This window comes from Dickeya sp. NCPPB 3274, from assembly GCF_000406205.1.
Lineage (GTDB): Bacteria > Pseudomonadota > Gammaproteobacteria > Enterobacterales > Enterobacteriaceae > Dickeya > Dickeya fangzhongdai.
Map to the genome: position 1 here is coordinate 2168556 of NZ_CM001979.1, position 13130 is coordinate 2181685.

Genomic DNA, 13130 nt, shown 5'->3' on the forward strand with positions numbered 1-13130 from the left:
CACCTCGGCCTACAGGTGTTGATGAAATTGCCAGTAGCGCCCTTGCAACGCCATCAGGCTATGATGCGAACCTTGTTCCACCAGTTGTCCGCCATCCATCACGCACAGCCGGTCCATACTCTCCAGTCCGTTCAGGCGATGGGTGATGACGATCAGGGTCTTACCCAGGCAGTGCTGACGTAATAACTGCAGTATGCGCTGTTCGGTATCGGCGTCTAGCCCTTCGGTCGGTTCATCCAGCAACACCAGCGGCGCCGGGTGGAGCAGGGCGCGCGCCACGCCGATACGGCGTTGTTCGCCGCCGGACAACTGGCGACCCCCTTCGCCCAGCCAGGCGTTGAGCCCCTGATCCTCCAGCAGTTTTTCCAGTCCGACTTGCGTTAGCACCGCCTGCAACCGCTCATCGCTGGCCGCAGGGGCCGCCAGGCGTAGGTTTTCACGCAGCGTCGCGCTGAAAATATGCACCCGCTGCGGCACCACGCTCATGGCATCGCGCAGCGTAGACTCCGGGAATGCCGCGATCGGCGTGTCGTTAAGATGGATTTCGCCGGCGCTGCAATCCCAGGCGCGGGTCAGCAATTGCAACAGCGTCGATTTGCCGCAGCCGGTACGCCCCAGCAACGCGACATGCTCGCCCGGCGCAAGCGTCAGCGAAATTCCGCTCAGCGCCGGTTGGTTTTGTTCCGGGTAGGTAAAACTCACTTTATCCAGCGTAAGCTGAACCTGTCCCAACGGCGTGGGGCCCTGAGACGGAAAAGCGACCGGCGGACGCAGTTTCAGTAGCTGATCGACTCGAGCCGCCGACGCGACGACTTGCCCGATATGCTGGAAGGCGCCGGCGACCGGAGCCAGCGCTTCGAAAGCGGCGAGCGCGGCGAACACAAACAGCGCGATGAGCGCGCCTGGCTGCTGGTCGCTGCCGACGCCGCCGGCGGCCAGCCACAGCATTAAGGTAGCGGTCAGGCCGCCGGCGGCAATCAGAATGGCCTGTGACAGCGCGCTCAGCCCGGCCTGTTGTCGTTGCCGTTCAAACCAGCGCTGTTCCAGTACTTCCAATTGCTGACGAAAAGGCGCCAGTGCGCCGAATACCGCCAGTTCGGCCTGCCCCTGAATCCAGGTGGTCAGTTGTACCCGATAGTGGGCGCGCAGCGCGGTCAGGTCGGCGCCGATCGGTTGTCCCGCACGGTAAAACGCCAGAGGCAACACCAGCAGCAGCGCCAGCATGATGGCGGCCAGCGTTAGCGCCAGCGACGCATCCAGCCAGCTCAAGCCATAAGCCAGCGCCAGAATCACGGCCAGCGCGCTCACCAGCGGCGAAATTACCCGCAGGTAGAGATGGTCCAGCGTATCCACATCCGCCACCAGCCGGTTGAGCAGCTCGGCCTGACGAAAACGAATCAGCCCGCCCGGCGCCAGCGGCAGGATACGGCTGAAGGTGAACACACGCAGATGCAGCAGGACGCGGAAGGTGCCGTCGTGGCTTACCAGTCGCTCAAAGTAACGGCTGGCGGTACGCAGAATGGCCGCGCCGCGCACCCCGGCCGCCGGCAGCATATAGTTGAACGTGGTCAGCCCGGCCAGACCGGCGATGGCCGAGGCCGCCAGAAACCAGCCTGACAGCGTCAACAGGCCAATACTGGCTAGCAGAGTAAGAATCGCCAGCACAATGCCCAGCCCAAGCCGGAACAGGTGGCGGCGATATAGTGCCAGAAAGGGTTTGAGTACCTGCATTGCCCGAATCTTTTCCATCTCACAGTTCTCCCCGGCGTTGCGCCAGTAAGTCGGCAAACGGCCCGGCGGCCTGACTCAGGGTAAGGTAGTTCCCCTGCTGGACCAACTGGCCGTTGACCATGACCCAGATTTCGTCATAGTCCCGAATTTCGCTCAGTTGGTGGGTCACCAGCAATGTGGTCTGAGCGCGCGACGCCTCGCTCAGCGCGCTCATGACCCGCTGTTCGCTGTGCGCATCAAGGCTGGCTGAGGGTTCATCCAGCAGCAGTAATCGGCATGGGTGCAGCAATGCGCGCGCCACGGCGACCCGCTGGGCCTGACCGACAGACAGGCGGGCGGCATCGTCGCCCAACTGCGTGTCCAGTCCTTGCGGCAACTGTGGCAGAAATTCGTGCACATAAGCGCGCTCAAGCGCTTGTTGCAGCGTATGGTCGCTGGCCTCCGGGCGACCCAGCAGTACGTTCTGCCGTAGCGTGGGTTCCGGCAACTGAGGATTTTGCCCCACCCAACTCAGGTGCTGCCGCCATGACGTGGACGACAGGGTGCGCAGTTCCTCGCCATTGACCGTCAGTGAACCGCGGTAGGGCAGAAAGCCCAGCAGCAGGTTCAGCAGTGAGCTTTTCCCGGCGCCGCTGGGACCGACCAGCGCGACCCGTTGCCCGGCGTCCAGTGTAAAGGTGAGCGGCTCGGCCAACGTTTTACCTGAGGGCGACAGAATAATCAGCTCATGGGCTACCAGTGTTACAGGCGTATCGCTTTGAAATAGGTGCGTGCCGGCTCCGGTTTCCTCGCTTTCGGCCGTCATGAAACGGTGCAGGGCTTCCGCCGCCCCGACCGCCTGCGCCTTAGCGTGGTAAAACGTGCCGAGGTCGCGCAGCGGCTGGAAGAACTCCGGCGCCAGAATCAGCACCAGAAAACCGGCAAACAGCGTTACGCCGACGCCGTAGCTGCCAAAATGCAACTCGCCGAGATATGAGAAACCGAAATAAACCGCTACCACCGCGATCGAGATAGACGCGAAGAATTCCAGCACGCCGGAAGACAGAAAGGCCATGCGCAGCACTTCCATTGTGCGACTGCGAAACTGTTCCGACGCCTGGCGAATCTGTGCGGTTTCCGCCTCGCCGCGATAGAACAGGCGCAGGGTATCCAGACCACGCAGTCGATCAAGAAAGTTGCCGCTCAGTCTGGCCAACGCCTGAAAGTTGCGGCGGTTGGCGTCGGCGGCGCCCATGCCGACCATCGCCATGAACAACGGGATCAACGGCGCGGTGGCTAACAGAATGACCCCTGCGGCCCAGTTCACCGGAAACACGATAATCAGGATCAGCACCGGAATCAGTACGGCCAGATACATCTGGGGCAGATAGCGGGCGTAGTAATCGTGCATATCGTCCACCTGCTCCAGTATCAGCGTGGCCCAACTGCCGGCTGGTTTTCCCTGAATCCAGGCTGGCCCCAGCTGTTGCAGTCGATCCAGAACCTGCTGGCGGATATGCTGGCGAATCGTCTGACCACAACGAAAACCGACGCGTTCCCGTATCCAGTTGATCAACGCCCGTAAGACGAACGTGGTTGCCAGTAGCAGAAACGTCGTAGTCAGTTCGTTGCGCGGGGTGTGGGTGATAATCAGGGCGTGCAGCAATGAGGCCAGTAACCAGGCCTGCGCCATAATCAGCAGGCCGCTTGCCAGACCGAGCATCAGCGATAGTCGTAGCCAGCGGTGCGCCAGACGGCTTTGCTGTTTCAGCCAGCGGGTCAGTTCTCGTTGTCGGGTGTCTTTCATCAGGTGCCGATCGCTTCCAGTTGGTACATGAAAATAACGCTTATATAACCGTTACTTAACACAATCGCGAACGTAACGGTTGCGATGCGCCATGTTACCGCGGCGGCGGGGTTGTGCAAACGAAAAGCAGACGGCGGAACGGGGTGTCGATCAATTTTTGCAGTGATGAACTGCAATAAAAAACCCGGACGCGATCACGCCCGGGTTGGCATTGTTGGTCATCAAGGCTTACTTGACGAGGGCGTCCAGATAGCGTTCGGCATCCAGTGCCGCCATGCAACCGGTGCCGGCGGAGGTGATAGCCTGGCGATAAATGTGGTCCATGACGTCGCCGGCGGCGAACACACCGGGAATGCTGGTCTGGGTCGCGTTACCGTGGATACCGGATTGCACCTTGATGTAGCCGTTTTCCAGCTCCAACTGATCGCCGAATATGGCGGTATTCGGGCTGTGACCGATAGCGATAAACACTCCCGCTACATCCAACTGTTCGGTTGCCCCAGCCGCGTCGCGCAGGCGCACGCCGGTTACGCCCATATCGTCGCCCAGCACTTCATCCAGCGTGCGATTGGTATGCAGCACGATATTGCCGCTGCTGACCTTCGCCATCAGGCGGTCGATCAGGATTTTCTCCGCGCGGAAGCTGTCGCGACGATGGATCAGATGCACTTCGGCGGCGATGTTGGACAGATACAGCGCTTCTTCCACGGCGGTATTGCCGCCGCCGACTACCGCGACCTTCTGGTTGCGATAGAAGAAACCGTCGCAGGTCGCGCAGGCGGAGACGCCTTTCCCTTTGAACGCGTCTTCAGACGGCAGACCCAGATAGCGGGCGGACGCGCCGGTGGCGATGATCAATGCGTCGCAGGTGTACTCATCGCTGTCGCCGAACAGACGGAACGGGCGGGTTTGCAGGTCGACGCGCGTGATGTGGTCAAAGACGATTTCGGTATTGAATTTGGCGGCATGGGCGTGCATACGCTCCATCAGCAGCGGACCGGTCAGATCGTCCGGGTCGCCGGGCCAGTTTTCCACTTCGGTGGTGGTGGTCAACTGACCGCCTTTTTCCATGCCGGTAATCAACAACGGATTTAGGTTTGCCCGCGCAGCATAGACCGCGGCGGTATAACCTGCCGGGCCTGAACCCAGAATCAATAATTTACGGTGTTTGGCAGTGCTCATGAGTTCCTCATTCACTCGAACGGACGATATGACCGATTGTAAGGAAATTACCTGCGTAAAAAAAGTGTGGAGGAATGTTGTTGGCTATCGGTTCAATCGTTACGGAATATTAGTCGGGAACGGCTGATAGCCTGACGGCGGGCGGGTAACGTGTGAAAACGCTGCCCGAATGGACTGCCAGGAGCGAATCTGGCACTTTCTTCTGATTTTAATTGTTTTACTTTGACAATCGGCTGCGCTTTTGCGAAAACATCCTTGGAAGAGGAAATTTTTTGTATGTGAATAGTTAAATGCTCCGGCTTTTATGCGTTTGGGGTCTATAGCGGCGGCGTTTGTCTGCCGATGGATAACCGGCGTTTTGCGACGTTTCTGGGAAACGCGGTCGGAACAGAGAATGAACACATTACAAAAGGCAGGGGTCTTCTTTAGGGGTGGCTCTGGTACATTGAGGTTGGTCAGAGACAGCGGTTAAACAGGGAAGGATGAAGAGAGACAATAAGAATGGTAGACACGAAAAAACGTCCGGGAAAAGATCTTGATCGTATCGATCGCAATATCCTGAACGAATTGCAAAAAGATGGACGTATCTCCAACGTGGAGCTTTCCAAGCGGGTCGGTCTTTCGCCAACCCCTTGTCTGGAGCGCGTTCGTCGTCTGGAACGACAGGGTTTTATCAATGGCTATACCGCGCTGCTGAACCCACATTATCTGGATGCGTCATTGCTGGTGTTCGTTGAGATCACTCTCAATCGCGGCGCGCCGGATGTGTTTGAACAGTTCAATGCAGCCGTGCAGAAGCTTGAGGAAATTCAGGAGTGTCATCTGGTTTCCGGGGATTTTGACTATTTGCTCAAAACCCGCGTGCCGGATATGTCGGCATACCGTAAGTTGCTGGGAGAAACGCTGTTGCGTCTGCCGGGCGTGAACGATACCCGCACCTATGTGGTGATGGAAGAAGTGAAGCAAAGCAACCGGCTGGTCATCAAGACCCGCTGACGGCAAGGGTGCATAACCCGATAAATTCAGCTACACTCCTGTGAATATGTACAGTATGGCGCCGGGGACGACTCGGCGCTTTATCATGAAACATTTACAGGGAACCTGGAGAGACGCTTGAGCCAGGAATATACAGAAGATAAAGACGTCACGCTGGAAAAACTCAGCGCGGGTCGACGTTTACTGGAAGCGATATTAATCGTTGTGGTGCTTTTTGCCATTTATCTGGCGGTGGCGCTGCTGAGTTTCAGTCCCTCGGATCCCAGTTGGTCGCAGACCGCCTGGCATGAACCGATTCACAATCTGGGGGGCGGGGTAGGCGCCTGGCTGGCGGATACCCTGTTTTTCATTTTTGGCGTACTGGCGTATGCCATCCCCGTGGTAATGGTGTCGTTGTGCTGGGTGATTCATCGCCAGCGCGGTCAACGTGCCACGCTGGATTACTTTACCCTCTCGCTGCGCCTGATCGGCACGCTGGCCCTGATTTTGACCTCGTGCGGGCTGGCTGCGCTCAACGTGGATGACATCTACTATTTTGCCTCCGGCGGGGTGCTGGGCAGCTTGCTCAGCAGTTCGATGATTCCGCGTTTCAATAATATTGGCGGCACCATGATTCTGCTGTGCGTCTGGGCCGCCGGGCTGACGCTGTTCACCGGCTGGTCCTGGCTAACGATCGCTGAAAAGCTCGGCGCCGGGGTGATGGGGTGTCTGACGCTGTTTTCCGGGCGTCGGCGTGAAGACGACTATCTTTACGATGATGACGAAGAGGTTGATGAATCACCAGTAGAAGCGCGGAAAGACGTTCAGCGCACAGCAGCGCCTCACGAAGACGAACCCGCCGCTATGTCGTCAGCGGCAGAGGACGATGACGATGACGTGCTGTTTTCCGCGCCGGGTGTGACGGCGACGTCAGGCGTGGTTGCCGCCGCATCGGCCGCCGCTGGGATGCCGGTCGCGGACGAAGCGAACGAACCTGCATTTGCCGCTGCCGCAACGCCTGATGCGGAGCCGGTGCTGAAGCCGCACCCTGAACCGATAGCCGTTACGCCGTTAGCCGGGTCTGAATCCTATGTCCCGCCGGTTGCAACGCCTGCGCCTGAATTCAGGCCGGGAGCGGATGTCTCGCCGGCATCGCCATTGACGCCAGCGCCTGCGGAGACAATGCCTGCACCGGCTGGTCTTGCGTCCTCACTGTCTGAACCGTTGCCTGACTGGCAACCGCTGACCTTGCAGGCTGACGATCGCATTGCCCGCACGGCAGCGGCGGCGGCGGCGGTCACGGCGGCGACGGTTGTTTCGGGAAGCGCCGGGGTTGCCCCCGAGCCGAAACCGGAACCGCAAAACGCAACGCCGTTTATGCCGGCGTTTACTACCGATGAAGACAACAATCCGCAGGTCAAGCGCGGTATGGGGCCGGAGTTGCCGCGGCCCAATCCGGTGCGCATTCCTACTCGCCGTGAATTGGCGTCGTATGGCATCAAATTGCCCTCGCAGCGGCTGGCTGAACAGCAGGCCCGCGAAGCGGAGCAACAGGCGCAGGCCGCCCACGTTGAGCAAAGCGGCGCGTCGGCGTCGTTTGCCGCGCCAGCGCCCTTGCCAGACAATGTAACGGCGCAGACAGCGTTGCCTGACGATGAACAGGATGCGTTGATACAAGACGCGGCGTTACGACAGGCCTTTGCCGACCAGCAACGCCAACGCTACGGCGAAACCTATCCCGATCATGAAGAGGACGAGGAAACGCTGTTGCAGGCGCAACTGGCGCGTGATTTCGCCGCCATGCAGCGTTCCCGTTACGGAGAAGAGCATGAGTCGGATACGGTGCAGGCTGCGCCAGCCATTTTTGCGGCTGAACCACCCGCGGTGGTGCCTGCTGCGGCAGAAAACAGACTGCCTGACATGACGCCGAAAACCGAGGCTCCGCTGGACAGCGCCTTCGCCATTTCGCCTTTTGCCGACCTGGTGGATGACGGTCCGTTAGAGCCGCTGTTCACGCTGCCGCCACAGGAGAGTTTCCCTGAGCAGCAGGCGCAACCGCCAGTGACGGCACCTGCGTTGCAGGCTGCTGTGCCGAACGAACCTGAGGCGGAAGCCGAATCGTCATCAATTATGGACAGCCTGATTCATCCGTTCCTGATGCGTAACGACCAACCGCTGCAGAAGCCGACGACGCCGTTGCCGTCGCTGGACCTGCTGACGCCGCCTTCCATGAATGACGCGCCGGTGGATCGGGACGCGCTGGATGACATGGCGCGTCTGATCGAAACCCGGCTGGCGGACTATCGCGTTAAAGCAACGGTGGTGGATTACCATCCGGGCCCGGTGATCACCCGGTTTGAGCTGGATCTGGCGCCGGGCGTCAAAGCGGCTCGTATCTCCAATCTGGCCAGAGATCTGGCGCGTTCATTGTCGGTCGTGGCGGTGCGTATTGTCGAGGTTATCCCCGGCAAACCCTACGTCGGTCTTGAACTGCCGAACCGCCATCGCCAGACGGTATTCCTGCGGGAGGTACTGGATTGCGACCGATTCCGTGACAATGCCTCGCCGTTGGCGGTGGTGCTCGGCAAGGATATTTCCGGGCAGCCGGTTGTGGCTGACCTGGCGAAAATGCCGCACTTGCTGGTGGCTGGTACCACCGGTTCCGGTAAATCGGTCGGCGTCAACGCCATGATTATCAGCATGCTGTACAAAGCGACGCCGGCAGATGTGCGTTTCATTATGATCGACCCGAAAATGCTGGAACTGTCGGTGTATGAGGGGATTCCGCATCTGCTTACCGAAGTCGTGACGGACATGAAAGACGCCGCCAATGCTTTGCGCTGGTGCGTGGGTGAGATGGAACGCCGCTACAAGCTGATGTCGGCGCTCGGCGTGCGTAACCTCAGCGGTTATAACGAACGCGTGATGCAGGCGGAAGCGATGGGGCGTCCGGTGCCGGATCCGTTCTGGAAGCCGGGTGACAGCATGGATGCCCAGCCGCCGGTACTGGAAAAGCTGCCGTATATCGTGGTGATGGTGGACGAGTTCGCCGACCTGATGATGGCGGTGGGCAAGAAAGTGGAAGAGCTGATCGCTCGACTGGCCCAGAAGGCGCGTGCCGCCGGGATTCATCTGGTGCTGGCGACGCAGCGCCCGTCGGTGGATGTGATCACCGGCCTTATTAAAGCCAACATACCTACCCGTATCGCTTTTACCGTGTCGAGTAAGATCGACTCCCGTACCATCCTCGATCAGGGCGGCGCGGAATCGCTGCTCGGCATGGGGGATATGCTGTACATGGCGCCCAACTCCTCGCTCCCGATTCGCGTTCATGGCGCGTTCGTGCGCGATCAGGAAGTGCATGCCGTGGTGCAGGACTGGAAAGCGCGCGGTCGTCCGGAGTACATCGACAGCATTATTAGCGGCGATGACGACGGTGAGGGCGGCAGCCTTGGCTTTGACGGAGACGAAGAGCTGGATCCGCTGTTTGATCAGGCGGTGGCCTTTGTGGTGGAGAAACGCCGCGCCTCGATCTCCGGGGTGCAGCGCCAGTTCCGCATCGGCTATAACCGTGCGGCCCGTATCGTCGAGCAGATGGAGATGCAGGGCATTGTCAGCGCTCCCGGCCATAACGGCAACCGCGAGGTGCTGGCGCCGCCGCCGATGGAGTAATTTTCGGTGCGGTGTATGCCCCTGCAAAGAAGCGTAAAAGTATTGGGTAACAGACAATTCGCCTGTCATGCCATGCCCGGCTGGGCTACATTAGCGTTCAACTGAAATCGGCTCCCGCCGGGAGCCGCGACGCGGTAAGAACACGCAAAGGATTTTTTGTATGATAAGAACAGGGTTGATGGCTGGTTGTTTACTGACCAGCCTGGTTTCCGGTGCAGTCTATGCCGACGCAGCCGGTGATTTACAGAGCCGCTTGAGTAAAGTGAACAGCTTCCACGCCAGCTTCACGCAAAAAGTCACTACCAATGACGGTGCCGCGGTGCAGGAAGGCGCCGGTGAACTGTGGGTAAAACGCCCGAATCTGTTCAACTGGAAAACCACGTCGCCGGATGAAAGTACGCTGGTGTCCGATGGTAAAACACTGTGGTTTTATAACCCGTTCGTCGAGCAGGTGACGGCAACCTGGGTGAAGGATGCGACCGGTAACACGCCGTTTATTCTGATCACCCGCAACGATCCGAAAGACTGGGGTAAGTACAACGTGAGTCAGAAAGGGGATGACTTCGACCTGATTCCCCGTGCGGCTAATGGCAATCTGAAACAGTTTTCCATCAACGTGACCAGTGACGGCACTATCCACGGATTTACCGCCACCGAACAGGATGGGCAGCGCAGCGCCTATACGCTGAAGAATCAGCAAAATGGCGAGGTGGATGCCGCGAAGTTCCGCTTTACGCCGCCGAAAGGCGTAGCGGTGGACGATCAGCGTCAGTGAGGCGTGTGTGAGCAACCTGTCACTCGATTTTTCCAGTAATCAGTTCCAGCCGCTGGCCGCGAGGATGCGGCCGGTCAAGCTGGCGCAATATATCGGTCAACAGCATCTGTTGGGGCCTGGCAAACCGCTGCCGCGCGCGATTGAAGCGGGGCAGCTTCACTCCATGATTCTGTGGGGGCCGCCGGGGACTGGGAAAACGACACTGGCCGAGTTGATTGGACGCTATGGATCCGCCGATGTGGAGCGGATTTCCGCAGTAACCTCCGGTATCAAGGAGATTCGCGAGGCGATTGAGCGCGCGCGCCAGAACCGTGATGCCGGGCGTCGCACCATCCTGTTTGTGGATGAAGTGCATCGCTTCAATAAAAGCCAGCAGGACGCCTTTCTGCCGCATATTGAAGACGGCACTATCACGTTTATTGGCGCCACTACCGAGAACCCGTCTTTTGAGCTGAACTCGGCGCTGCTGTCCCGCGCTCGCGTCTATCTGCTTAAAGCGCTGAGCGCCGACGATATCGAACAGGTGCTGGAGCAGGCGCTGCAGGATAAGGAACGGGGGCTGGGCGGACAGCAGATTGTCTTGCCGGATGATACTCGTCGCCTGCTGGCTGAGCTGGTAAACGGCGATGCCCGGCGCTCGCTGAATCTGCTGGAAATGATGGCCGATATGGCGGAAGTGGACGCCAGCGGTCAGCGCCTGTTGACCTCGGCATTGTTGAAGGAAGTCTCCGGCGAACGCAGCGCCCGCTTTGACAATAAAGGCGATCGCTATTACGACCTGATTTCCGCGCTGCATAAATCGGTGCGCGGTTCGGCGCCGGATGCCGCATTGTACTGGTATGCCCGTATCATCACCGCTGGCGGCGATCCTTTGTATGTCGCGCGGCGCTTGCTGGCTATCGCGTCTGAAGATGTGGGCAACGCCGATCCGCGGGCGATGCAGGTAGCGATTGCCGCCTGGGATTGTTTCACTCGTGTCGGTCCGGCGGAGGGGGAACGCGCCATCGCTCAGGCGATCGTTTATCTGGCGTGTGCGCCGAAAAGTAATGCGGTGTATACCGCGTTTAAAGCCGCGATGCACGATGCCCGTGAGAAGCCGGATTACGACGTGCCGGAGCACTTGCGTAATGCGCCAACCCGCCTGATGAAAGAGATGGGATTGGGTGCCGAATATCGTTACGCGCACGATGAAGATAACGCTTACGCCGCCGGTGAAGTGTATTTCCCGCCTGAAATGGCAGAAACGCACTACTATCAGCCGACTTCGCGGGGTTTGGAAGCCAAGATTGGCGAAAAGCTGGCCTGGCTCGCTGCTCAGGATCAAAATAGCCCGACAAAACGCTACCGCTAGCATTAACGTTGCGGTAAGGTTATTCCGAGATTTTCTGCTGCACGGCGCCGCTGTCGGCGCCCTGTAATTATCGATATCCCCTTAATAATACAAGCACAGGACTAGCATGCTCGATCCCAATTTACTGCGTAATGAGCTAGACGCAGTTGCCGAAAAATTACTGGCTCGCCGAAATTTTAAACTGGATGTGGAAGCGCTGCGTACGCTGGAAGAACGCCGTAAAGTGCTTCAGGTCGAAACGGAAAATTTGCAGGCAGAACGTAACTCCCGATCGAAAGAGATCGGGGCGGCTAAATCGCGTGGGGAAGATATTGAGCCGCTGCGTCGAGAAGTAAAAACACGCTGGGTGAAAGGCTGGACGTTGCTAAAGCTGAGCTGGAAGAGATTCAGAGCGAGATTCAGAACATTGCGCTGACGATTCCCAACCTTCCTGACGACTGTGTACCGCTGGGTAAAGATGATTCTGAAAATCAGGAAGTCTTTCGCTGGGGAGAACCCCGTCAGTTTGATTTCCCGGTGCGCGACCATGTGGACCTGGGCGACGTGACGGGCGGTTTGAGCATGGCGCTGGGCGTGAAGCTGACTGGCTCCCGTTTCTCGGTGATGAAAGGCCAGGTAGCCCGGTTACATCGCGCACTGGCGCAGTTTATGCTCAACCTGCATACCGCTGAGCATGGCTATGAGGAGGCGTATGTCCCTTATCTGGTCAACCATGCCACATTGTATGGCACGGGGCAGTTGCCTAAGTTTAAAGAGGATTTGTTTCACACCCGTCCGTTGGAAGAAGAAGCTGAAACCAGCAACTATGCGTTGATTCCAACCGCGGAAGTACCGTTAACCAATCTGGTGCGTGATGAAATTCTGGATGAAGAGTCGCTGCCGATCAAACTAACCGCACATACACCATGCTTCCGCTCTGAGGCTGGCTCTTATGGTCGGGATATGCGCGGTCTTATCCGTGTACACCAGTTCGATAAAGTCGAAATGGTACAGATCGTCCGTCCGGAAGACTCCATGCAAGCGCTGGAAGAACTGACCGGCCATGCGGAAAAAGTACTGCAACTGCTGAAACTGCCGTATCGCAAAATGCTGCTGTGCAGCGGCGATATGGGCTTCGGCGCATGCAAAACGTACGATCTGGAAGTCTGGTTGCCGGCGCAGAATACCTACCGTGAAATCTCTTCCTGTTCCAACTGTTGGGATTTCCAGGCTCGTCGTATGCAGGCGCGTTGCCGCAGCAAGGGTGATAAGAAAACCCGTCTGGTGCACACCCTGAACGGTTCTGGTCTGGCGGTAGGGCGCGCGCTGGTCGCGGTGCTGGAAAACTACCAGCAGGCCGACGGCCGGATTGAAGTGCCGGAAGTGTTGCGTCCGTACATGAATGGTCTGCAATTTATCGGTGAATACCGTCAATCATGACGGTATTCACACTCTTACTAAAGCGCCCTTCGGGGCGCTTTTTTTACGACTAAAATCACAGCCTCGCTGTGGTTATGGCGCGCGGAATTATCTGATTCCGGCCGGATATCGGTATGGATGAGAGGATTCAGGCATCCTCTTATGGAGAGCTGGCTCGCTGGGTTCTAAGTTTTTTGTCGTTGCACTGGCCGGCACTGAACTCAACCGAGGAAAGAACCGGTAGAGGCAGAATGAAAACG

Annotated in this window: 7 protein-coding genes and 1 pseudogene; 5 read left to right on the forward strand and 3 right to left on the reverse strand. The window is 58.4% G+C overall.

Annotated elements, in window-relative coordinates:
- Nucleotides 1–9: 9 nt before the first annotated feature.
- The 3 genes from cydC to trxB form a co-directional block, all read right to left on the reverse strand.
- A complete protein-coding gene (gene cydC, locus DXX3274_RS09940; protein WP_042862018.1) occupies nucleotides 10–1731 on the reverse strand; it encodes a cysteine/glutathione ABC transporter ATP-binding protein/permease CydC in 1722 nt (573 codons plus the stop codon).
- 19 nt (nucleotides 1732–1750) lie between these two features.
- On the reverse strand, nucleotides 1751–3517 hold the full coding sequence (gene cydD, locus DXX3274_RS09945) for a cysteine/glutathione ABC transporter permease/ATP-binding protein CydD (RefSeq protein ID WP_042859649.1): 1767 nt from the start codon (nucleotides 3515–3517) through the stop codon (nucleotides 1751–1753).
- 228 nt (nucleotides 3518–3745) lie between these two features.
- Nucleotides 3746–4699, reverse strand: a complete 954-nt coding sequence (trxB, locus tag DXX3274_RS09950) for a thioredoxin-disulfide reductase (protein WP_042859651.1) — start codon at nucleotides 4697–4699, stop codon at nucleotides 3746–3748.
- A 501-nt stretch (nucleotides 4700–5200) separates the two neighbouring features.
- On the opposite strand from trxB, the gene lrp reads away from it, so the two are divergent.
- From lrp to serS, 5 genes and pseudogenes are all read left to right on the forward strand, one after another.
- Entirely contained in the window at nucleotides 5201–5695 is a 495-nt protein-coding gene (gene lrp / locus DXX3274_RS09955; RefSeq protein ID WP_010277211.1) for a leucine-responsive transcriptional regulator Lrp, read from the forward strand.
- A gap of 117 nt (nucleotides 5696–5812) precedes the next feature.
- On the forward strand, nucleotides 5813–9346 hold the full coding sequence (locus DXX3274_RS09960) for a DNA translocase FtsK 4TM domain-containing protein (RefSeq protein WP_042859653.1): 3534 nt from the start codon (nucleotides 5813–5815) through the stop codon (nucleotides 9344–9346).
- Between the two features lie 160 nt (nucleotides 9347–9506).
- Nucleotides 9507–10121, forward strand: coding sequence for an outer membrane lipoprotein chaperone LolA (gene lolA / locus DXX3274_RS09965; protein ID WP_152495250.1), 615 nt, complete (start codon nucleotides 9507–9509; stop codon nucleotides 10119–10121).
- Between the two features lie 7 nt (nucleotides 10122–10128).
- On the forward strand, nucleotides 10129–11472 hold the full coding sequence (locus tag DXX3274_RS09970; RefSeq protein ID WP_042859655.1) for a replication-associated recombination protein A: 1344 nt from the start codon (nucleotides 10129–10131) through the stop codon (nucleotides 11470–11472).
- A 106-nt stretch (nucleotides 11473–11578) separates the two neighbouring features.
- Nucleotides 11579–12891 (forward strand): annotated as a pseudogene (serS, locus tag DXX3274_RS09975) (serine--tRNA ligase).
- The last annotated feature ends 239 nt before the right edge of the window (nucleotides 12892–13130 follow it).